Source organism: Aquamicrobium zhengzhouense, assembly GCF_016124105.1.
Lineage (GTDB): Bacteria > Pseudomonadota > Alphaproteobacteria > Rhizobiales > Rhizobiaceae > Aerobium > Aerobium zhengzhouense.
The window spans coordinates 64775-87940 of record NZ_JADGMQ010000001.1 but is presented as its reverse complement, the minus strand read 5'-3'; the positions used below and the strand labels follow the sequence as shown (position 1 = coordinate 87940).

Here is a 23166-nt window from a genome sequence, read left to right as displayed (position 1 = left end):
AGCGTTGCAGCCGCCGGGCTCAAGCCCTCCATCACTCGACGGACGCGTTCTCCCGCAACAGTCGATCGGCTGCGGCGCGCGCTTCATCCGTAATGGTCGCACCGGCAAGCATCCGCGCGATCTCTTCCTGGCGTGCCTGACGCTCAAGCGTCTGCACACCGGTTGCGACCTTGTTGGTGCCGGACTTGGAGATGAGATAATGGGAATGAGCGCGTGCAGCGACCTGCGGCGCGTGTGTAACTGAAAGAACCTGAATCTTCTGGGCAAGCCGAGCCAGCCGCTGGCCGATTGCATCCGCTACGGCGCCACCCACGCCGGTGTCGATCTCATCAAACACGAGCGTCGGTGCGGAGCCACGATCCGCGAGGGCAACCTTCAGTGCCAGAAGAAACCGTGATAGCTCGCCACCAGACGCAATCTTCATGATGGGACCGGCACGGGTTCCAGGGTTGGTCCTCACCCAGAATTCCACTTGGTCGATACCGCTTTCGGACCGCTCGTTGGGGTCCGAACTGATCTCAACGATAAATTCAGCTCGCTCAAGCTTGAGCGCGGGCAGTTCTTTCATGACCGCCTTGGCAAGAGAGGTTGCGGTCCCCCTCCGCAGTTCCGAAAGGTGGCTGGCCGCCTCGTCAAACGCCTGACAAGCAGCGATCGATGCTTCCTCAAGCTTCATCAGCCGCTCCTCGCCCGCATCCAGATCGGCGAGATCGGCAACCATCTTGTCGCGAAGTGCTGCGAGATCGTCCACCTGAACTGAGTGCTTTCTGGCGGCGGCGCGCAGCGCGAAGAGACGCTCTTCGGTGTCGTCCAACATCTTGGGGTCATATTCGCTCGCCCTCAATGCGGCATCGACCGCTTCCTGGGTCGCATCGAGCGATATCAGTGCCTCGTCCAGCGTCTTGATGATTTCGTCGAGGAGGCCGGGTGCCTCGGCAGCCTTCCGCTGAAGCCGGCGCAACAGACTGGCGAGCTGCGGCACCGCCGAATTGGAACCCGACAGAACATCCTGAGCATCCGTTATGTCCGTCGCGATCTTCTCGGCCCGCATCATCGCGGCACGTCGTTCTGCCAGATCGGTTTCCTCACCAGCCTGCGGCGCCAGCTTGGACAATTCATCAACGCATGAACGCAGATAATCAGCCTCGCGCGCAGCTGCTTCCACCCTTGCGCGATGGCGCGCGAGGGCATGTTCGGCATCCCGCCACGCCTGCCACATCCTGGAGAGGGACTGGACGAGCCCTACATGGCCGCCAAACGCATCAAGAAGCTCACGATGAGCAGAAGCATCAACCAATGCACGATCGTCGTGCTGCCCGTGAATTTCCACCAGCATCCGCCCGACGGAGCGCAAGAGCGTCACGCTGGCAGCTTGATCGTTGATGAAGACGCGGCTTCGTCCGTCGGCGGACTGTATGCGCCGCAGGATCAGGTCCCCTCCCTCATCATCAAGCCCGTTCTCACGAATGGCTTCACGTGCGGGATGGTTTTGCGGCACGCTGAAAACGGCCGTCACACTGCCCTGAGACGCCCCGTGACGGACGAGCGACGCATCGCCCCGTGCACCAAGCGCCATCGACAGAGAATCGAGGAGAATGGATTTACCGGCACCGGTTTCACCGGTCAGCACCGACAGGCCCGACGAAAAATCTAGGTCGAGCCGTTCAATCAGAACAATGTCGCGGATCGACAGATGGGCGAGCATCAGGAACTGGGACCAAGTTTGGAATACTGATTCCTGGAGAAGACCACGACCCGACGAAAAGGTGAAGTACCCGACGCAGACAAGCTAACTTGCCTGCGTACGGATCAGCTTTCGCTGGCGCCGAGAAGCTTACCGACGCCGCTCAACCACGACCCACGGCTCTCGCGCGGCTCAAGACCACCAGATTGCAGAAGCTTGTACGTGTCCTTGTACCACTGGCTGTCCGGGTAGTTGTGGCCAAGAACTGCTGCCGCTGCCTGTGCCTCTGAGGCAAGACCCATTGCAAGATATGTCTCGGTCAGGCGAGCAAGGGCTTCTTCGATGTGGCGCGTGTCGGAATACATCTCGACGACGTTCCGGAACCGTTTAATCGAGCCTACATACTCGCGGCGCTCAAGATAATAGCGGCCGATCTGCATTTCCTTGCCAGCGAGCTGATCGCGAGCGTAGCGAATCTTCGCGTGAGCGTCTTCGACGTACTCAGAATCAGGCCAGCGCTCGACGAGCTCGCGCATAGCCTCGGCTGTGCGGCGCGCTTCCTTCTGATCCTGCGTCACGTCCCGGATCTGGCGGAAGTGAGACAGGCCGATCAAGTATTGCGCGTAAGCGGCGTCATCGCTCGTAGGATAGAGCGATACATAGCGCTGCCCTGCCGTGATCGCCTCTTCGTACTTACCCGAGCGGTAATTCGTGAAAGCGCTCATCAGCAGCGACTTGCGCGCTGGCTCCGAATAGGGGTGCTGGCGATCAACCGCTTCGAACTTACGTGATGCCTCTGCCATGCGACCGGCGTCAAGATTCGCAAGAGCCTGATTGTAAAGGGTCTCGGCCGGCTCGACGGTTTCCACGTAGGACGCCAGATCGACGTTCTTGTCGGACGCGCAGGCCGTAACCATCAACGGCAGAACAGCTGCCGCAACTGCCAATGCCAGACTGCGGCGCGGCGAGCCGGTTTCAGCTGTATTGTATTCACTCATGACGGGTCTCGCCCCTCTGGCGTGGCTAATCGTACGTCGCGGCAGTCTTAGTCTAACAGCGCTCGCTCGGCAACGTTGTCAGGGCGCAATGGTGCTTTTTTGTGGCGTGGTTCAGACGCGGCGGTCCAAAAACGAAGCCTAGAGCACCCAGGGCGCGAAAGCCGGAGCGTTAACCGCCACCATCTCGGCACGGCGTCCGCTCGAAGGTCGGCGTGCTTCCACCACTTCATAGGCGGTCGGATCTGTCATCAGGCGACGCAGAGCATTTGCGTTAAGCTTGTGTCCCCCGCGATAGGAACGGAAACAGCCAATGAAACGAGCTCCCGCAAGCGACAGGTCGCCCATCGCGTCAAGCATCTTATGGCGCACGAACTCGTCGGGGTAGCGCAGCCCTTCCATGTTGACGACAGTGTTGTCCTCTCCGATCACGACGGAGTTCTCGAGTGAGGAACCAAGTGCGTAGCCAGCCGCCCAAAGCTTCTCCACGTCCCTCATGAAACCGAAGGTGCGCGCACGAGCGACCTCTGCACGAAACGATGCGGGGGTAACGTCCAGGGCGAAGAACTGCCTGCCAATGACAGGTGCTTCGAAATCGATCTCCACCTCGAAGCGAGTGCCATCATGAGGACGGAACTCAGCCCAAGAGGCACCGCTCTCGATTCGTACGTTCTTCAGAATGCGAATGTATCGACGCGGAACAGCTTGAACCTCAATTCCAGCCTGATCGAAAGCCTCAACAAAGGGTCCGGCACTTCCGTCCAGGATCGGAACCTCATTGGCATCGATCTCGATGAGGACATTATCGATGCTTGCAAACGTCACTGCCGCAAGAAGATGTTCTACCGTCGCAACGTAAGTGCCCGCAGGATCACCCAGCACGGTGCAGAGGTCCGTCGAGCCCACCTCTGACGAGAGGGCACGGATCTCAACCGTATTACCGTCGGTGTCGACGCGGGTGAAGACGATACCGGTATCGGGATCTGCAGGAGAAAAGTGAACACTTACAGGCTGGCCGCTGTGTACGCCAACACCGGAAAGGGATACGCGCGATTTGAGCGTCGTCTGGAAGTCGTACAACTCGGTCCTCATATTCTGGTCCGACGGGCCACCAAAGGCAGGTTGTGGCCCCACGCAAAGAGGCGCTCCGAAACGCACTTTGCCAATCAATGTCGGGCGGAAAATAGCGAGGGCCCCGCCCCTGACCAAATCACTGTTTCTTTCCGGTTGTTACGCTCGATAACAAAACGTTAACGCCGGCAAGTCGAGCAACACACGAAAAAAGGCGGGCCGCGAGAGCCCGCCTTTTCAAATCAGTACATTCAGGTCAGTTAGCTTGACGACGAAGGAATGCCGGGATGTCCAGCTGATCTTCTTCCTGGTGGACACGCGGCTGTACCGACATCCGGCCGTGATCGTCGAGCTGTCCACGACGCGGTGCGTAAAGCTGCGCATCCGGCGCACGACGCGCTTCCGGGGCCGGCTGACGAAGGCGCGGCTCACGCGGCTGTGCCGGCTGCAGGCGTGCAGTCTCTTCTTCCCTGCGGGACAAGCCAGCCGTCAGGCGCTTCAGGAGGCCCATCGGCCCACGGTCTTCCTGCTCAGGCTGTGCAGCGCGGCTGGCTTCGATCTCAGCGCGTGCAACTGGCGGGAAATCCTCGACCCGCGGCATACGCGGCTGCGCTGCTTCCACCTGCGGTGCCACTTCCGCACGAACCGGTGCCGCCTGCTGAGCTGCGACCGGTGCTGCTACAGGAGCGACGGGGGCTGCGGCCACCGGCTGCTGCTCTGCCGGCTGCTTGAACAGGTTGCTCATCGGACGGAATTCCGGCGCGGGCTGCTGTACCGGTGCCTGTGCGACCGGTGCAGGCGCTGCTTCCGCTGCCATCTGGACATTGGCCTCTGCTACACGGATCGCCTCGGCGACCGGGTCAACCGCGCGCGCTGCCTGTGCTGAGACCGGAGCCGCCGGCGACGGTGCTGCCGGAGACTGACGGACCTCTACGGGACGTTGCTGGGTGGCGGCGGCCACCGCCGGACGCTGCTGAACCTGCACCGGCTGCTGGCGTACCATGATCGGTGGCGTGTTGATCTCGATTGCAGACTTGTCGATGCCGGTCGCAACGACCGAAACACGGATGACGCCTTCAAGCTCCTCATCGAAAGTCGCGCCGAGGATGATGTTCGCGTCCGGGTCGACTTCCTCACGGATGCGGGTAGCTGCTTCGTCGACTTCGAACAGGGTCAGGTCGCGGCCGCCGGTGATCGAGATCAGCAGGCCCTTGGCGCCCTTCATCGACGTCTCGTCGAGCAGCGGATTTGCGATAGCTGCTTCTGCAGCGGCCATCGCACGGCCCTCACCGGAGGCTTCGCCGGTGCCCATCATGGCCTTGCCCATCTCGCGCATGACGGAGCGAACGTCTGCGAAGTCGAGGTTGATCAGACCTTCCTTGACCATCAGGTCGGTGATGCAGGCAACGCCAGAGTAGAGCACCTGGTCAGCCATCGCGAAAGCGTCAGCGAAGGTGGTCTTGTCGTTGGCGATACGGAAAAGGTTCTGGTTCGGGATGACAATGAGGGTGTCGACGTTTTTCTGCAGTTCTTCGATGCCGAGGTCCGCAGTCTTCATGCGTCGTGCGCCTTCGAAGTGGAACGGCTTGGTGACCACGCCAACCGTCAAGATACCCTTCTCGCGGGCTGCGCGTGCGACCACCGGAGCTGCGCCGGTACCCGTGCCGCCGCCCATACCGGCGGTGACGAAGCACATATGCGTGTTGGTGAGGTAGTCGACGATCTCATCGAGGCACTCTTCAGCCGCCGCACGGCCGACTTCCGGCTGAGAGCCTGCACCCAGGCCTTCCGTGACATGCGCACCCAGCTGAATGAGGCGCTCTGCCTTCGATGTCGTCAGCGCCTGTGCATCAGTGTTAGCGACCACAAATTCCACGCCGCGCAGGCCGGCCGTGATCATGTTGTTGACGGCATTTCCGCCACCGCCTCCAACACCGAAAACGGTGATGCGCGGCTTGAGCTCGGTGATGTCCGGCTTCTGAAGATTGATGGTCATTGTCCTCGTCCTTTTACCTTTTCCCGCTGCTCGCCGCCGCGGAACACGGAGCCTGGCTCCGTTGATCCTTTAAAAACTCTCTCGCAACCACTGACTGACACGCTGAAGCCGACCGCCGGTCCCAGTGGCCCTGAAAGGCAGGCCACCCCCCTTCCCGCTTCGGCTCTCAAAACCCGCCATCTGCGGATAGATCAGGAGGCCAACCGTCGTCGCAAACGCCGGTCCCTTCGCAGCCTCCGGAAGGCCCGTCACGCCGAGCGGCCGCCCCAGCCGCACGTTACGAGCAAGAATACGCCGTGCTGCTTCGGGCAGACCCGCAAGCTGGCTTGCACCACCGGTCAACACGACGCGTTTCCCGATCACGCCGCCAAAGCCGGATTTGTTCAACCGGTCCCGCACAAGCTCGAGCGTCTCCTCGACGCGTGCACGGATAATCTTGTTCATGATTGCCCGCGGTGCCTGCTGCGGCGACTCGCCATCATCAGCACCCATCGGATGGACGGTGACCATGTCGCGGTCATCACCGGTCGCCGGCAAGGCGGAACCGTGCATCACCTTGAGGCGCTCGGCATATTCGCGACGCGTCGACAATCCCTTGGCCAGGTCCATTGTGACATGGAGGCCACCAATCGGAATCACTTCAGCATGCACGAACTTGCCCTCTGCGAAGATGGAAATGGTGGTCGTCCCGCCCCCCATGTCGACGCAAGCCGCGCCCATCTCCGCCTCGTCATCGACGAGGGTCGCAAGCCCGCTCGCATATGGTGTCGCCACCATGCGCTCCACGGAAAGATGCGCACGATTGACGCAGAGCTCGAGGTTGCGCAACGGAGCTGCATCCGCGGTCAGAACGTGCATGTCGACGCCAAGAACGTCACCGATCATGCCGGAAGGATCGCGAACCCCGCGCTCGGCATCCAGCGAAAAGCCGATCGGCAGCGAGTGTATCACCTCACGTTCAGCGCGCATGGCCTGCTTTGCGCCAGCTGCAAGCACTCGCTTGATATCGCTCGCGCCTGCCTCATGCCCGCCAAGATTGACGGTCGAGGAAAAGACGTTGCTGCCCAGCCGCCCGGCGGAAACGTTTACGAGGAGCGATTCCACGGTTACGCCAGCCATGCGCTCAGCAGTATCGACAGCCAGCCGAATAGCCTGCTCGGCCTGCGCAAGATCAACGATGACGCCCGACTTCACACCCAGAGACTTCTGGTGGCCAATGCCAATCACCTTGACCTTGTGTGTGCGCCCTGGCAGCCGCTCGCTCTCTTCGCACGGCTTCAATCGACCGACGACGCAGCAAACCTTGGTAGATCCAACATCGAGCACCGTCACGATGCCCGAGCGCCCGAGAGAAGCGTCAGATTTTCCGCGAAACCAGCTCATGTGCGACGCTCCGCGGGGCGATAATGCTTACCGAGACGCTCTTTCATTGAGACAGCCCGCGCCGACGCTGCATCTGGGGACAACTTCACTACGACCTGATTAGCAAATCGCATGTCCACGACCTCCACATCGCGGGTCAGCAGATCATGCTCGCGATCGAGCTCGACCAGTTCGCGCAGCGCAGCTTCAACGTCCTTCTCGGGCAGCTTCACTGTCAGCCCGCTGTGCAGGTGCAGATCCCAGCGACGCTCAGCGATTCGGACGTAACCACGTACGCGCGATGCCAGCCCCGGCACTTCAGCAACCTTGGCCACAAAACCAGCAGCCGCCTCAGCAGCACCTGAACCAACCACAAGGGGAAGCGTGACGTGCTGCATGCCCGCGAGAGGAGCAATGACCGAACCATCCTCCTCAACCAGCGACAGGAGACTACCGCGCTGCCAGATCGCAAACGGCTGACGCTCAGTGACTGCCACTTCCAGTGTCGCGGGGTAGACCTTGCGAACTTCGACACTCTGAATCCACGGCAAGCTCTCAATACGCTTACGCGCCTCCTCAGCATCGAAACCGATAAGAGAGGTGTAGCCATCCAGCCCGACACGATCGAAAATATCGACTTCCGAAGTCTCGACATTTCCGGCGACGCGGATCTCATCGATAGCAAACCCGGTTCGCGCGGTGACAGCCTGCAACACGCTGGAGGTATGCCCACCTGCAACCATACCGTAGACCGAGAAGCCGCCAATCAGCGCAGCAGACAGCGCGAGCATCAGATACGGAGGAGCCTCGACCTCACCCGAGATGAAGCGCGAGACGAAGCGCGCCGGCCTGCGCATAGAGCGCGGCAGCACGAACCCGCCATCACCACGTCCGGGCCTCAACGCAAACAAGACGCGTCCTCCACCATCCAACTCAACAACTCACCAAATGAATACCCCGCCGCAGCGGCAATCTCTGGCACCAGGGACGTGGGCGTCATGCCGGGCTGCGTATTCACTTCCAGCCAGATCAACTCGCCATTTTCGGAATGACGGTCATCGAAGCGGAAATCGGAACGCGATACGCCGCGACAGCCAATTGCCTGATGTGCCTTAAGCGCCAGTGTCTGTATTTTTTGGTAAATAAACGGTGAAACTTTCGCGGGGCATTCGTGTTTTGATCCCCCTGCGACATATTTGGAGTCGTAATCATAAAAGGCGTGACCCAGCGGAACGATCTCCGTCACGCCAAGGGCCTGATCACCCATCACAGCGCAGGTCAACTCACGCCCATAAACGTAGCGCTCAACCATTACGGTATCGCCATATTTCCACTCGGAAGAACCGATGACTTGCGGCGGATTCGACTGATCCTCCTTGACGATCACGACACCGAAGCTTGACCCTTCATTGACGGGCTTAACGACATAGGGCGCAGCCATGGGATGCTCCGAGCCAATATCGAATCGCGACATGACCATCGATTCGGCAACCGGAACACCAACCGCCTTCACGACCTCCTTGGCGAGCTGCTTGTCCATCGCAAGAGCGGAAGCAAGAACGCCGGAATGGGTGTACGGGATCTCCAGGTACTCGAGGATACCCTGGATGGTGCCATCCTCGCCAAATGGCCCATGAAGCGCGTTGAACGCCACATCCGGGCGAACCTCGGCAAGCACCGACGAAACATCACGGCCGACGTCAATTCGCGAGACCTGATAACCTTGGGCCTCGAGCGCGTCTGCACAAGCATTCCCCGAGGAAAGCGACACTGGCCGTTCCGAGGAAAAACCGCCCATCAAAACGGCTACGTGCTTTCTCGCCATGCTCGGAATCCCCTCGTTGCGCCGGCCGCATTCCATTGTTTCGCAGAGTTGAATCCAAGATGCCCGGCGACCGCAGCCGCCAGCGCCCCAAACACGCTCGACCCAAATCAGGAAACGATTCGACCCTTAAGGAATCAGAGGTTGGATTCCGTGGCAAGCCCTTGAGATTCAGCCGCGATTCACATTTCGATACAATTTTAGGGAATTCGCGGAACGTTTCAGCAACAATGCAAAAAGCGGACCAACAGGCCCGCTTTCTGATGGCATCTAACGCAGGGTAAGTCCTTAGCTCTTCTGACCGAGGAACTCCTCGACTTCTCTGCCTGGCAGAAAGTCGCCGATCCGCTTGATCTCCCATTCAAGACGCACGCCTGAATTGGCAAGGACACGAGCCCTGACCGTTTCTCCCAGCATTTCGAGATCGTAGCCCGTCGCAGAGCCGGTGTTGATCATGAAGTTGCAGTGCATCCGCGACATCTGCGCGCCGCCCACCATAAGTCCGCGAGCGCCAGCCTTGTCAACTTCCTTCCAGGCAGAACTGCCTTCCGGATTTTTGAATGTCGAGCCACCCGTCTTCTCCCGGATCGGCTGAACCGTCTCGCGATGGCTCTGAACCGCGTCCATCTCGCGCCGGATCGTTTCACGATCCTCCGGATATCCCTCGAAGTCCGCGCTGACAAAAATGAGGTCTTTCGCCATCGAAGAGTGACGATAGCCGTAGCCCATCTCGGCATTGCTGAAAATGTGCAGCTCGCCCTTTCGATCCAGTGCACGAACAGAAACGACGCGCTCACGCGTCTCGACCCCATTGGCACCGGCATTCATGCGCAACGCGCCACCAATCGAGCCCGGAATTCCATAGTAGAAATGGAAACCGCCGATCCCGGCTTCAAGCGCTGCGCCTGCCAGGCGTTTGTCCGGGCAGGCAGCACCGGCACGCAACCGGTTGCCACCAAGGTGCTCGACACTACCGAACCCCTTTGCCGACAGCCGGATCACGACGCCGCGGATCCCGCCTTCTCGGACCAGCAGATTGGATCCGACGCCAACCACGAGAACCGGGACATCCTCGGGCAGCATTTTGAGAAACGCCGCGAGATCATCCTCATCGGCAGGCTGGAACAGCAGGTCAGCAGTTCCGCCAGCGCGAAACCAGGTAATGGCATCCATCGGCGCATCGGCCGTCAGACGACCGCGCAATCCCGAGACGCCATCGCCCAACCTTGCAAGCAGTTCCGTTCCAGTCGTTGTCATTGCGCTTCCAATTCACCCGGGAGGGCATAGGCCCATTGCGTGATATTCCCTGCGCCGAGCATGACAACAAAATCACCAGGCTGAGCCAGTTCCTTCACTGCTGCGGGTATGGCGGCCGGACCTTCGATATGTCGGGCATCGCGATGACCGCCAGCCCGTATACGCGAAACGAGCTCCTCTGCATCCACGCCTTCAATTGGCTCCTCCCCCGCCGGATAGACCGGGCTTATCAGCACGGTATCGGCATCGTTGAAGCAGGAGGCGAACTCGTCGAACAGATCGCGCAAGCGGGTATAGCGATGCGGCTGAGCAATGGCGATGACACGCCCCTCACATGCCTCGCGTGCCGCACGGAGAACGGCCTTGATCTCTACAGGATGGTGTCCGTAATCGTCGAACACCTCGACGCCGTTCCACGAGCCCGTGTGGGTAAAGCGCCGCTTTACGCCACCGAACGCGGCAAGCCCCGTCCGGATCTCTTCGGGACCGATACCGAGCTGGTGCGCCACAGCAATGGCGGCAGTCGCGTTCGAAACATTGTGCAGGCCCGGCATGGGCAGGCGCAATCCCTCAATCTCGGTCACGCGGTCGAGCTTCCGGTCGCGAATCGTGACGTCGAATACCGAGACGATCCCTTCCATGCGCAGATTCGAGAAACGCACATCGGCCTGCTTGTTCTCACCGTAGGTGATGACCCGTCGGTCCTCGATCTTGGAGACCAGCGCCTGCACCTCCGGATGGTCGATGCACATGATACCGAAACCATAAAAAGGCACGCCCTCGACAAACTGACGGAACGCGTCGCGTACCTTGTCGAAGGAGCCGTAATGATCGAGGTGTTCCGGATCGATGTTCGTGACGACTGCGACATCTGCCGGAAGCTTCAGGAAGGTGCCATCGCTCTCATCGGCTTCAGCAACCATCCAGTCGCCATTGCCCATGCGAGCATTCGTCCCGTAGGCGTTGATGATGCCGCCATTGACCACGGTCGGATCGAGGCCACCGGCATCCAGAAGCGCTGCAACCATCGAAGTGGTCGTCGTCTTGCCATGGGTTCCGCCGATGGCAATCGCGTTCCGGAAGCGCATAATCTCAGCCAGCATCTCTGCGCGGCGGACAACTGGAAGTAGTTTTTCCCTTGCCGCAACCAGCTCGGGATTGTCTTTCTTGACGGCAGTGGACACCACGACCACCTCGGCATCCCCGAGGTTTTCGGCCCGGTGGCCGACCATGCAGTCAATGCCCTTCTCACGCAGACGCTGCACATTCTGGCTGTCGGCCTGGTCGGAGCCCTGAACCTTGTAGCCGAGCGTGTGAAGCACCTCCGCGATGCCGCTCATTCCGATGCCGCCGATGCCAATGAAGTGCACGACGCCGATTGTCTGCGGCATCTTCATGCGCGCATCCTTCCTTCAAACGCTTCTATGGATTTCCCCGATGCAATAACCTCCACGAGGTCCGCAAGCAACTCTGTTGCATCCGGCTTGCCAACGCTTCGCGCTGCAGCAGCAATACGCGCGCACCCCGACGGGTCCTGCATGTAGCGTGTCAGCTTTTGTGCCAGAACATCATGGGTCAGAGTGCCCTGCTGGCAGACTTCAGCACCGCCTGCTGCAGCAAGAGAAGCTGCATTGGCTGCCTGATCATGATCGAGAGCATGAGGATAAGGCACCAGGATCGCAGGACGGCCTATCGCCGCGACTTCCGAGACAGTTGATGCACCTGAGCGCGACACAATGAGATGTGCACTGGCTATGCGTGAGGCCATGTCGGTGAAGAAGGGAGCAACTTCAGCCGTCAGGCCGAGCTCGGCGTAAGCCTTGCGCACCGTTTCTTGATCTTCCGGACGCGCTTGTTGCGTCACCTTCAGACGCTTGCGCATCTCGGGAGCGATCTGCCTGATGGCGCCCGGTAGCGCGTCCGAAAAGAACTGCGCGCCCTGGCTACCGCCAAACACGAGAAGCCTGAATTCGCCCCCGGGTGATGCCGGCTCATAGGGCACCCGCGCGGCGTCGATCACTGCCGGACGCACCGGATTGCCTGTGGTGACGGTCTTTGACGCATATGTACCGCTGCCCTGCGGCAAAAAACCTCCCGCGATCGCCGACACGCGTGGCGCGAGCGCTTTGTTGGCTCGTCCCATCACTGCGTTTTGCTCGTGGATCAGCGTTGGTACACTTCTTCTCGTCGCTGCCCACACTGGAGGCAGGGTCGGATAACCACCGAAGCCGACCACGGCCTTGGGTTTGATCTTCCTGATGATCTTTCCCGCCTGCCTCGCCCCCGTCCAAATCGACCAGAACGCCCGGGCAAGAGCCAGCGGATTCTTGGAACCAATGGTTGCAGAAGCGATCTGGTGGATCTCGACCGCGGGGAAGGAACCGGCAAAACGGTCGGCTCGATTATCGGTCGCCAGATGAACCTGCCAACCGCGCGCACCAAGCTCATGCGCCAAGGCCTCTGCAGGGAAAAGGTGGCCGCCGGTACCACCGGCAGCTAGCAATATCGTATCACCGCTCATAATTACTCCGCCGGCTGAACCTGCCGTCCGTAGGGAGCGCGGCTCATCTTTAGGCGCTTCAACGGATCGCGCCGCGTCAGCGCCAGCACCATGCCCATCGAGATCGCAACGGCAACCAGCGAAGATCCTCCGTAGGATATAAATGGCAGGGTCATGCCCTTGGCAGGCAGAAGCTGGAGGTTCACGCCCATATTGATGATTGATTGCAGGCCGAAGAGGACGACGAGGCCTCCGACCGCGTAGCGCGAGAAATCGTCCTTGTCGTGCATCGCCATGCTAAGTCCTCGCAGCACAACGAACGCGAAGAGAGCTGCGATAAGCATGCACACGACGATGCCGAATTCCTCTCCGGCAACTGAGAAGATGAAGTCGGTATGGCTATCAGGAAGGATACGTTTGACCGTCCCTTCACCCGGGCCCTGGCCCAGCCAGCCGCCGCGCAGCAAGGCTTCACGGCCCATATCCACCTGAAAGGTGTCACCCTCACCGGTCAGGAACCGGTCAATTCGTCCCGCAACGTGCGGGAATGCCAGGTAGGCGCCAAGACCGATCCCGATCGATGCGCCACCCAGCACGATGATCCAGAACCAAGGCAGGCCTGCCATGAAGAACATCACGCCCCAAGTGGCAAGGACCAAGAGCGTCTGACCGAGGTCAGGCTGCGCTGCAAGAAGCGCCAATACGAGTCCCAGGAGGATCATAGCGAAAAGGTTACCCGGAATGTCCGAGCGACGACCTTGCTCCGCAAAAAGCCAAGCGCAAATAACCACGAAGCCGGGCTTCAGGTACTCGGAAGGTTGCACCGAAATCCCCAGGATATGGATCCATCGGCGCGATCCCTTGACCTCAACCCCGAAAAACAGCGCTGCGACTGTCAGAACCAGCGAGCCAATGAGCATCAGCAAAGCCAGCCTGCGTACCTGGCGTGCATCAAAGAACGAGACGAACAGCATTACGGCGATCGCCGGAAGCATGAACATGAACTGCCGGGTGACGAAGTGATAGCTGTCGAGCCCGATGCGTTCGGCCACAGCAGGAGATGCGGCAAATGAAAGGACAAGGCCCAGCCCCATCAACGAGAGGAATGCGGCCAGGAACCAGCGATCGATAGTCCACCACCAATTGGCGACGGCTCCTCTGTCAACGCGACTGACCATCAGAGTTTTCCTCCTGCAGGTTGAACGTCACCTAGCGCCAGCACCGCCTCCCGGAAGGCGTCACCACGAACCTCAAAATTTCTGAACTGGTCAAAGCTGGCGCAAGCCGGCGACAACAGGACGACCGCTTGACCGCTCCGGTCATTCATCGCGTCGGCGGCCGCGTGCTCGACAGCGGTCGCGAGCGTTCCCGAAATCTCGTAATTCACCTCGGCACCTAACGTCGCAGCGAAAGACGGGGCAGCTTCGCCGATCAGGTATGCCTTGGCGATCCGAGAAAAATAGGGATGGAGAGTTTCGATGCCGCCTTCTTTGGGCAAACCGCCCGCAATCCAGTAGATGCGTGAAAAACTCGACAAGGCAGGAGCCGCAGCCTCAGCATTGGTTGCCTTCGAGTCGTTCACGAACAGAACGTCCCCGTGCCATCCGACCTGTTCCATCCGATGAGCAAGGCCCGGGAAACTCTCTATGCCGCACTGAATTTCCTGCTCGGTGAGACCGACTTTCAGGCAGGCAGCAATTGCGGCGAGCGCGTTTTGTGCATTGTGCTGCCCACGCAACGATCCCACGTCTTCAAGAGAAGCGACCTCGCGTTTCAATCCTTTGCGCTGCTCGAAAAGCGCCGTTCCGTCGGCAAAGTAGCCCGGTTCAACAGGTGCCTGTTTCGAAATACGTATGACATCCGCGCCTTCACCCATGAGGCGATCAGCGATCTGGACAGTGAAACTGTCATCGACACCGACGATGGCAGTTTCACTCCCCGCAACGAGTCGCGCCTTGATCTCGGCATAGTGCTGCATCGTGCCATGCCGATCGAGGTGATCGGGCGTCAGGTTCAGCAAAATCCCTGCTGTGGGCGCAAGCGAAGGCGCCAAATCAATCTGGTAGGACGAGCACTCGATGACGTAGTGGCGTCCGCTTGCAGGTGGATCAAGCGTCATCACCGCGCGGCCGATATTGCCACCCATCTGAACGTCTCGGCCTGCATTCTTCAGGATATGAGCGATGAGCGCGGTAGTGGTTGATTTCCCGTTGGTACCGGTAATCGCGATCAGCGGAGCGTCCGGCGCGAGCGCAGCGCGCTCCCGCGAGAACATCTCGACATCACCAATGATCTCGACGCCGGCCGCATCGGCAAGATCGACTGACCAATGAGGTCGCGGATGCGTCAGCGGCACACCCGGCGACAAGATGAAAGAGGAAAACTGTGACCAGTCTGCCTGAGACAGATCCGCCACTGGAACACCCTCGGCGCGCGCCTTTTCAACGCTGTCCGGATTATCATCCCAAGCCTGCACCTTCGCGCCGCCAGCGACCAGCGCCTTCGCAGTCGCAAGACCCGAACCGCCTAGCCCGAACAGGGCAACGTTGCGACCTTTGAAGGTAGTAGCTGGCGTCATGTCTACCTCAACTTCAGCGTGGAGAGGCCGATAAGCGCGAGGATCACGGCAATGATCCAGAAGCGGATCACGACCTGACTTTCCGTCCACCCCAGCTTTTCAAAGTGGTGGTGTATCGGTGCCATCAGGAAAACGCGCTTGCCCGTAAGCTTGAACCAGGCGACCTGGATGATCACCGACATGATCTCGACCACAAACAGGCCGCCGATGATGGCCAGGACGATCTCATGCTTGGAGGCAACCGCAACAGCACCTATCAAGCCACCCAAGGCCAGAGAGCCGGTATCCCCCATGAAGATGGCAGCTGGAGGCGCGTTGAACCACAGGAACCCAAGGCCGGCCCCAATAACGGCACCAAGCACGACTGACAGTTCGCCTGTGCCGGGGGTGAAGTGGATCTGGAGATAGTCGGCAAAGACGGCGTTACCGGCAAGATACGCAATGACGCCAAACGATGCCGCAGCGACCATGACCGGAACGATCGCAAGGCCATCAAGACCATCCGTCATGTTGACCGCATTTCCAGCGCCAACCATTACGAACGCGCCAAACGGGATAAAGAAAATCCCGAGATTGATGACGAAGTCTTTCACGAAGGGAAACGTCACCGAGGAAGAGAACGGCTCATTGCCAACGCTCATGATCACCCATGCTGCAACGCCGGCGACGACGAACTCGGCTGCAAGGCGGGCCTTGCCCGAAAAGCCCATATGCGACTGCTTGGTAACCTTGAGATAGTCGTCATAGAAGCCGATTGCGCCGAAGCAGAGCGTCACCATCATGACAACCCAGACCAGCGGGCTCGCCAAATTGCCCCAAAGAAGGACTGCACCGACGATGCCGACCAGCATCATCAGGCCGCCCATCGTTGGAGTGCCAGCCTTCTTGAAGTGGGTTTGCGGGCCGTCGGCACGGATGGGCTGGCCCTTGCCCTGCCGCAAGCGCAGCGAGTCGATGATCGCGGGACCGAACATGAACACGATCAGCGCCGACGTAATCAGTGCGCCGCCCGTACGGAAGGTAATGTAACGAAAGACGTTGAGCGCCGAGACCTGTTCAGCGAGTCCAACGAGCAGCATCAGCATTCGACTTGTTTCCTCGCGAACCGATCAGGCTTCAATTTGTGTAGGGTCGGCAGTGGGTGCTGCCGGGAATTGCTGCAAAAGGGCGGCAACCAGCTTCGAAAAGCCAATGCCGTTAGAGGATTTGACCACGACGACGTCGCCCGGGCTCACGGTGTCGATAACAGCCGGAATTAGCTCCGCGACATTCGCAAAATGTGCGCAAGCGCCGGGAGGCAATTGTGCCGCGAGTGCAGACATCTCCGAGCCTGTCAGGAAGGAGAGATCAGTACCTGCGGTGAGGAGCGGATCTTTCAGGTCTGCGTGAAGCTCACGCGAATGCTCGCCAAGTTCCAGCATGTCACCCAAGATCGCGATCCTGCGCCCGCCCTCGCTAATTGGGGCAACGCGTAGCAAATCAAGCGCCGCGCGCATCGATGCAGGGTTGGCGTTATAGCTCTCGTCGATCAGCAGGAACTCGCCGCCTTGAGGGTGCGAAAGCAAATGACGCCGGCCCCGCCCAGCCTCAGGCTGAAGCCGCGCCAGCGCACTGGCAACCTTGGTGACGTCTGCTCCCGAAAGGTAGGAAGCGCCGAGCACTGCGATTGCATTCTGCACCATGTGCCTGCCGGGCGCACCGATACGAACCGGAAATTCCTTGCCTGCCATCTTGGCGACGATTTCCGCGCCGGCATAATCCTGCACCCAGTCAACCAGACGGAACGTGGCCCGCTGATGCTCGCCAAAGCTCCAGACATGCTGCAAGCCCGCCTGCCTTGCAGCGGTATCCAGCCGCTTCCACATCGCGTCGTCACGATTGATAAGAGCGTGACCACCCTTCTCCACGCCCTCGAATATCTCTGCCTTCGCGTCGGCGATTTCTTCCAGGCTGGAAAAATGCCCCAGATGTGCCGCAGCGATCAGAGTCGCCATGGCGATATGCGGACGAACCATCTTCACCAGCGGACGGATTTCATCCGGGTGGTTCATACCAATTTCAAAGACTGCGAAATCGGTATCTTCGGGCATCCGTGCCAGCGTCAGCGGCACGCCCCAATGGTTATTGAAGGATTTGTCCGACGCATGAACCTTTCCGCAGGCAGACAAGCCAAGCCGGAGCGCCTCTTTGGTCGTGGTTTTGCCAGCCGAGCCGGTAACCGCGATCACACGCGCACGAGAACGGGCACGCGCTGCAACGCCGAGTGCCTCAAGGCCGCGAAGAACGTCAGGGACGACGATCAACGGCGCGGCGATACGCCCGAGAGCTGGCAGTTTCTGCTCGGATACCACCAACAATCCCGCCCCGGCCTTGACTGCAGAGGTGGCGAAGTCGTGGCCGTCATGAATGTCGCCCTTGATGGCGAAAAACGCCTCGCCGGGCTTCAGGCTTCGGGTGTCAATCGAGATGCCGGTGATGCCTTCAGGCAGGTGGTTCCCGAGCGGACGGCCGCCCATAGCCCGATAAAGTGCCTCAGATCGCCAGAGATAGTTCATGTGGCCATCTCCCGCAGCGCCGAACGTACCTCCTCATGATCGGAGAACGGTAGCGTCTCGCTGCCGATGGTCTGCCCTTCTTCATGGCCCTTGCCGGCAACAATCAAGGTATCGCCAGCATGAAGCATCGAGACAGCTTCCCTGATGGCCTTGCGCCGGTCGCCAATCTCGATCGCGTCGGGTGATGCGGCCAGTATCTCTGCACGAATGGAGGCGGGCTCTTCGGTCCGCGGATTATCGTCTGTCACAATCGCCACGTCGGCCAAGCGAGATGCAATCTCCCCCATTATCGGGCGCTTCCCCCGGTCACGATCACCGCCGCAACCAAACACGACAATTACGCGCCCGGTCGTGAATGGCCTCACTGCTGTCAGCACGTTTTCCAGTGCTTCTGGCTTGTGAGCGTAGTCCACGTAAACCGGCGCACCATCCTTGGTGGAGCCAACCAATTCGAGCCTGCCAGAAGCCCCCTTCAGGTGCTCCAATGCAGCCATCGCTTTTGCGGAATCGACGCCGGTTGAAATTGCAAGCCCTGCAGCCACCAGCGCATTCGAGACTTGGAAATCGCCAGCCAACGGCAAATCAATCTCGTAGAGTTCGGTGCCAATCTGTATCTCTGCCCTCTGACGATTGCGCTCATGCTCAACGCGCTTGAGTTCGAGAAACGTGCCTGCACGGCCAACGGTGAGGATCTCAAGACCAGCACTTCGTGCGCATGCGATCGTGCGTTCGGACCAAGGATCATCCGCGAAGATCACAGCGGGGGCCGACGCGGGGAGCAGCTCACGGAACAGCCGCATCTTCGCCGAGTGATACTCCTCGACGGATGGGTGATAATCCATGTGGTCGCGGCCAAGGTTCGTGAACGCGCCCGCTGCGAGCTTCACTCCGTCAAGGCGATACTGGTCAAGGCCGTGGCTCGAAGCCTCGACCGACGTATGTGTCACGCCTGATGCAGCAAGTTCGCTAAGGAGCTGATGCAGGGCGATGGGGTCAGGCGTCGTCAACGAACCATATTCTTCGCGCCCGGGGGCGATCACGCCCGTTGTACCGATCGAGGCTGCTGCGAAGCCTGCATAGGCCCATATCTGGCGAGTGAACGAGGCGACTGAAGTCTTGCCGCTCGTTCCGGTCACGGCAGCCATCGTCTGAGGCTGCGCCTTGAAGAAAGTCGCTGCCGTTTTTGCCAGTGATTGCCGGGGCTCATCGACTTCGATGAGTGGCACGCTGAGTGCGGCTTTGATGGCTCCTGTCTTTGCCAGAACAGCGGACGCGCCGCGACGGACGGCATCTTCAACAAACGAAGAGCCGTCGAGCTTCGTGCCCTCCAGTGCCGCGAACAGGAAGCCGGGCTCCACGCGACGTGAGTCTGAGGCGATCCCCACGATCTCAACTTCCTGCGGAAGTGAAACGTGTGAGGGAACACCGGATATCTGGTTGAGCTTCATCGCTATCGTTCGGTCCGTTTAGTTGGACACCCCTGCCCGGCAAGAATCATTGTGAAGATACGAGCAGGGCATCACTTTCATGGCCGAAATCGGGCTTCACGCCAAGCAGCGTGGCTGAACGGCGAATAATGTTGCTGACCATATAGGTCGTATTCCAGCCTGCCGTTGCGCCAGTTCCGGGCTTCTCGCGCTGCGGCTCATCCAAAATCGCCAGAACGACATATTCAGGGTCATGAGCAGGAAACGCGCCGAGGAAGCCATTAAAGCGCTTGCCACTGACGTAGCGGCCATTGACCACCTTCTCGGCCGTGCCCGTTTTTCCGCCCACGAAATAGCCTGGAACCTCGGCCCGGCTTCCCGATCCCTTCGTCACATTGAGTCTGAAAAGATAGCGCATCATCTCGCTGGTCTCCGGCTTGATGACGGGATCGGCAACCCTGTCCGCCTCCTCAACGGTGCGAGGCAGGAAGGTCGGCTGGATCAGCTTGCCACCATTCACCATTGCGGCGGCAGACATCGCAGTCTGCAAGGGTGTCGTTGCGACGCCGTGCCCGAACGAGATCGTGATCTGGTTGATGCGCTTCCATTCGGCAGGCTCGGTTGGTCGCGCCACTTCCGGAAGCTCCGTTTGCATGCGCTCCAGAAGCCCGATCCTGCGGAAGAACTCACGGTGATGGTCGATGCTGACGGTTTCAGCCAGCCGAGCGGTGCCGATGTTCGAGGAGTAGATAAACACCTCTGGAACTGTCAGCACACGGTTCTTGCCGTGGAAATCGCGGATAGTGTGACGCGCGATCTGGATCGGCCGGGTAGCATCGAACCGACTGTTCAGATTGGCCGTACCCGCATCCAGCGCCATGGCGACCGTGAAGCCCTTGAAGGTCGACCCCATCTCATACACGCCAGCAGACATCCGGTTGAGGCGGTCCTTCTCGTGCGCGTTGTACGGATTGTTGGGGTCAAAATCCGGGACCGAGGCCATTGCAAGAACCTCGCCGGTGCGCGCGTTCAGCACGACAGCACCTGCGGCGATCGCCTTGTAGCGCTCCATCGCCTGCTCAATTTCGTCGCGCACGATGTGCTGGACCCGCAGATCGATGGACAGCTTGACCGGCTCCAGATCCTTGGGATTGGCAAGACCGGCATCCTGCAGGTCGGAAAGCCCCTGTTCGTCGATGTATTTTTCCATGCCGGCGATGCCCTTATTGTCGATATTGACAAGGCCGACAATGTGAGCGGCCGTTGGGCCACCCGGATAGAAACGACGCTTTTCAGTCCGGAAACCGATCCCCGGAATGCCGAGTTGCATGATTGCCTGTTGCTGGCTTGGCGACAGCTGGCGACGAAGCCAGATGAAACCGGCATTGCTCTTCAGACGATTGTAGGTCTGCTCGATGTTGAGGTCCGGGAGAACCGTGAGCAGCTTTTCCAACGCCTCATCCGCGTCAACGATGCGCCGCGGTTCTGCGAACAGCGAAGCCGTGTTCAGGTCGGTCGCCAAGACCTCGCCGTTTCGATCCACGATGTCCGGACGAGAGGTGGTGACTCGGGATGGCCCGGGGCCCCCGGCTTCAAGCTCCTGACTACCAAGCCACACCAGTCGTCCGCCGATCACCGCGTAGATCGAAAAGAAGACGAGCATCGTCATGCGGACACGGTTGCGTGCGCGGCCTCCGCTGCCCTTGGCAAACCCTTCAACGACGATGGGCTCGCTCGACAGATCCGTCTCGAGCTTCTTTTTGCGCCAGCGGCCGATCATTCCTGCACCCCGCTTGTCGTCAGATCATCGACACCCTGTGTATTCGCCGTTGCCTCTGTGCCCCCGAGCAGTTCTTCAATGCGCAGAACACGCTCTGGCAACTCATTGAACTCGGCAATCTGGTGCGGCTCGATCGGCACCAGATGCAAATCGTCATAATAGCGGTCGGCCAGCTTCTGCAGGCGAGATGGCTGTGTCAGCAGGCTCCAATCGGCCTTGAGAAGGTCGATCGATTCTTCTTCAAGGCGGATCGCCGCTTCCAGCTTGCGGATCTTGGCGTATTCAGCCTCGGCAGCATGCTTGGTGGTGTAGGTGAACGCGGCAGCCCCCACCATCGCAATGACCAGCACGATATCGGTGATCCGGAACATGCGCATCATTTCGCTCCTGAAATATCGGGCAGGACCGGCAGGCCGAAGATCGACGCATCCTCGTCGCGCGGAGTTGCCGCCGTCCGCACGGCCCAGCGCAGCTTCGCCGAGCGCGCCCGCGCATTGATGGAGGCTTCTTCTTCGCTCGCCGCAATTGCCTTGCTAGGCTTTTCGAACGTCGGAACCTTCAAGTGAGCTGCGGGCATGTGGCGCGATCCGGAGGCCTGGCTGGAGCGCTCGGCGAAGAACTTCTTCACGATGCGATCTTCCAGCGAGTGGAAGGTGACGACCACAAGACGTCCACCCGGCTTCAACGCGCGCTCGGCAGCGAACAAAGCGCGCGAAAGCTCCCCGAGTTCGTCATTCACGAAGATCCGCAATCCTTGAAATGCGCGGGTAGCGGGGTGGATTTTTTCGCGCGGATTGTGCCCGACGACGTTACCGATTGCTTCAGCCAGATCCCGGGTCCGTTCGAAAGGACGCTGCTCCCGGCGCTTTTCGATCATGCGCGCCACGCGTCCGGCGTGGCGCTCCTCGCCGTAAATTCCGATGATACGGGTGAGGTCGCTTACCTTGAACCGGTTGACCACATCCGCTGCACTCGGTCCGCTTTGGGCCATGCGCATATCGAGCGGCCCATCATTGCGGAACGAAAACCCGCGCTCTGCCTCATCCAGCTGCATGGACGAGACGCCGATGTCGAGCACGACCGCATCAAGCAGTTCGTCTGAAACCTGATCAAGCTCCGAAAACGGGCGATGGACCAGTTTGAGCTTTCCCGCGGCCTCGCGCTCCAACTCGCGCCCGGCGGCAATTGCGTCGGGATCGCGGTCAATCGCAATGACCTGCGCCCCAGCTGCGAGCACAGCACGCGTGTACCCACCGGCACCGAACGTACCGTCGACGACAATCTGACCAGGCTGCGGCTGCAGCGCTGCCAGAACTTCACGCAGCATGACCGGAATGTGACGGGTCGGTCCGCCTGCGGCTCCCATTTCGCCGCGACCCGCCATCATTCCGTGCCCCCGTTCGAAATCTCGTTTGATGCGGCCTGCCGCATCTTCAGCAACCGAGCCCGCACCTGCGCGCCATATTCGGCGAGGCGAGCGGGCTCCCACATCTGAAAGAATGTACCGCGCCCCACAAAGGCGACTTCTGTCGTGATTCCTGTGTGCGCTCGAATGAATTCGGAGACTGTGATGCGCCCATCCTGATCCAGCTTGAGAAAATCGCTGTCGCCATGCACGAAGTAAGACATGTCGTCCGCAGACTGGAGAAATGGATCCTCCATCGCGATGCGCTCCTCGTATCTGTCCAGCAAATCGAGCCCACCCACATCCAGCGCAGGGCGATCCAGCGCCTTCAGAGCGTACAGCTCCTGATAACCACGCTTGGCGACGACGGCGCGGAAATGCGCAGGAACGGAAACCCGCCCCTTCGAATCGATCTTGTTGGTCGCGGTCGAAAGAAACCGGTCCATTCCCTGCTGCCACCGCCTTTGCCGCGTCGGGCTGCATGCTGCCGCACGCGCCGCCGATTGACCTTTCCCGCGCCTCCTCGGGAATCCTTCTCGGCACAGCACACCTGCGCTGCCACGCTGACGGGCGGGCAACTTCGGGGAACGCTGAACTCGAACAGGAACCGATTTGGTGAAGGTGAACAAGGGATACCATGGGCCTATATGGGCGTCAACGGGAAGAGACCTCACCAACTACCCGATCCCCCTTCCCGGTAAGCGGCTTGGACGCTATCGTTCTTTATCCTCTGT

The 23166-nt window shown here is 60.0% G+C and carries 19 protein-coding genes; all 19 read right to left on the bottom strand.

Features of this window, described 5'->3' with window-relative positions; all coding sequences use genetic code 11:
* Positions 1-31: 31 nt before the first annotated feature.
* Positions 32-1705, bottom strand: a complete 1674-nt coding sequence (gene recN / locus IOD40_RS00385) for a DNA repair protein RecN (RefSeq protein WP_198473180.1) — start codon at positions 1703-1705, stop codon at positions 32-34.
* Positions 1706-1809: 104 nt separating this feature from the next.
* Positions 1810-2682 carry an outer membrane protein assembly factor BamD gene (locus IOD40_RS00380; protein WP_198473178.1) on the bottom strand — a complete coding sequence of 291 codons (873 nt, stop codon included), beginning with the start codon at positions 2680-2682 and terminating at the stop codon, positions 1810-1812.
* Between the two features lie 138 nt (positions 2683-2820).
* The gene (gene lpxC, locus IOD40_RS00375; RefSeq protein WP_198473176.1) at positions 2821-3771 is read right to left on the bottom strand and encodes a UDP-3-O-acyl-N-acetylglucosamine deacetylase; all 951 of its coding nucleotides are present in this window, start codon (positions 3769-3771) and stop codon (positions 2821-2823) included.
* Positions 3772-4006: 235 nt separating this feature from the next.
* Positions 4007-5746, bottom strand: coding sequence for a cell division protein FtsZ (gene ftsZ, locus IOD40_RS00370; protein WP_198473174.1), 1740 nt, complete (start codon positions 5744-5746; stop codon positions 4007-4009).
* A 69-nt stretch (positions 5747-5815) separates the two neighbouring features.
* On the bottom strand, positions 5816-7129 hold the full coding sequence (gene ftsA, locus IOD40_RS00365) for a cell division protein FtsA (protein ID WP_198473172.1): 1314 nt from the start codon (positions 7127-7129) through the stop codon (positions 5816-5818).
* Positions 7126-8010, bottom strand: a complete 885-nt coding sequence (locus IOD40_RS00360; RefSeq protein WP_233713779.1) for a cell division protein FtsQ/DivIB — start codon at positions 8008-8010, stop codon at positions 7126-7128. Before IOD40_RS00360 ends, ftsA begins: the two co-directional genes overlap by 4 nt.
* Positions 8007-8933, bottom strand: coding sequence for a D-alanine--D-alanine ligase (locus IOD40_RS00355; protein ID WP_198473170.1), 927 nt, complete (start codon positions 8931-8933; stop codon positions 8007-8009). The genes IOD40_RS00360 and IOD40_RS00355 overlap by 4 nt, the downstream gene beginning before the upstream one ends.
* A gap of 285 nt (positions 8934-9218) precedes the next feature.
* Complete coding sequence (gene murB / locus IOD40_RS00350) at positions 9219-10187, bottom strand: UDP-N-acetylmuramate dehydrogenase (protein WP_198473168.1); 969 nt, start codon at positions 10185-10187, stop codon at positions 9219-9221.
* Positions 10184-11584, bottom strand: coding sequence for a UDP-N-acetylmuramate--L-alanine ligase (gene murC / locus IOD40_RS00345; RefSeq protein ID WP_198473166.1), 1401 nt, complete (start codon positions 11582-11584; stop codon positions 10184-10186). The genes murB and murC overlap by 4 nt, the downstream gene beginning before the upstream one ends.
* Positions 11581-12708, bottom strand: a complete 1128-nt coding sequence (gene murG / locus IOD40_RS00340; protein WP_198473164.1) for an undecaprenyldiphospho-muramoylpentapeptide beta-N-acetylglucosaminyltransferase — start codon at positions 12706-12708, stop codon at positions 11581-11583. The genes murC and murG overlap by 4 nt, the downstream gene beginning before the upstream one ends.
* A 2-nt stretch (positions 12709-12710) precedes the next feature.
* Positions 12711-13865 carry a putative lipid II flippase FtsW gene (gene ftsW, locus IOD40_RS00335; RefSeq protein ID WP_198473162.1) on the bottom strand — a complete coding sequence of 385 codons (1155 nt, stop codon included), beginning with the start codon at positions 13863-13865 and terminating at the stop codon, positions 12711-12713.
* The gene (gene murD, locus IOD40_RS00330) at positions 13865-15265 is read right to left on the bottom strand and encodes a UDP-N-acetylmuramoyl-L-alanine--D-glutamate ligase (RefSeq protein WP_198473160.1); all 1401 of its coding nucleotides are present in this window, start codon (positions 15263-15265) and stop codon (positions 13865-13867) included. The genes ftsW and murD overlap by 1 nt, the downstream gene beginning before the upstream one ends.
* A 2-nt stretch (positions 15266-15267) precedes the next feature.
* Positions 15268-16350, bottom strand: coding sequence for a phospho-N-acetylmuramoyl-pentapeptide-transferase (gene mraY, locus IOD40_RS00325; protein ID WP_198473159.1), 1083 nt, complete (start codon positions 16348-16350; stop codon positions 15268-15270).
* A 24-nt stretch (positions 16351-16374) separates the two neighbouring features.
* A complete protein-coding gene (locus IOD40_RS00320) occupies positions 16375-17820 on the bottom strand; it encodes a UDP-N-acetylmuramoylalanyl-D-glutamyl-2,6-diaminopimelate--D-alanyl-D-alanine ligase (RefSeq protein ID WP_198473157.1) in 1446 nt (481 codons plus the stop codon).
* Positions 17817-19268 carry a UDP-N-acetylmuramoyl-L-alanyl-D-glutamate--2,6-diaminopimelate ligase gene (locus IOD40_RS00315; RefSeq protein ID WP_198473155.1) on the bottom strand — a complete coding sequence of 484 codons (1452 nt, stop codon included), beginning with the start codon at positions 19266-19268 and terminating at the stop codon, positions 17817-17819. The genes IOD40_RS00320 and IOD40_RS00315 overlap by 4 nt, the downstream gene beginning before the upstream one ends.
* A 46-nt stretch (positions 19269-19314) precedes the next feature.
* Entirely contained in the window at positions 19315-21027 is a 1713-nt protein-coding gene (locus IOD40_RS00310) for a peptidoglycan D,D-transpeptidase FtsI family protein (protein WP_198473153.1), read from the bottom strand.
* Complete coding sequence (ftsL, locus tag IOD40_RS00305; protein ID WP_233713778.1) at positions 21024-21407, bottom strand: cell division protein FtsL; 384 nt, start codon at positions 21405-21407, stop codon at positions 21024-21026. The genes IOD40_RS00310 and ftsL overlap by 4 nt, the downstream gene beginning before the upstream one ends.
* Positions 21404-22414: a 16S rRNA (cytosine(1402)-N(4))-methyltransferase RsmH gene (gene rsmH / locus IOD40_RS00300; RefSeq protein ID WP_198473151.1), complete on the bottom strand. Its 1011-nt coding sequence runs from the start codon at positions 22412-22414 to the stop codon at positions 21404-21406. Before rsmH ends, ftsL begins: the two co-directional genes overlap by 4 nt.
* On the bottom strand, positions 22411-22878 hold the full coding sequence (gene mraZ / locus IOD40_RS00295; protein ID WP_198473149.1) for a division/cell wall cluster transcriptional repressor MraZ: 468 nt from the start codon (positions 22876-22878) through the stop codon (positions 22411-22413). The genes rsmH and mraZ overlap by 4 nt, the downstream gene beginning before the upstream one ends.
* Positions 22879-23166: the final 288 nt, after the last annotated feature.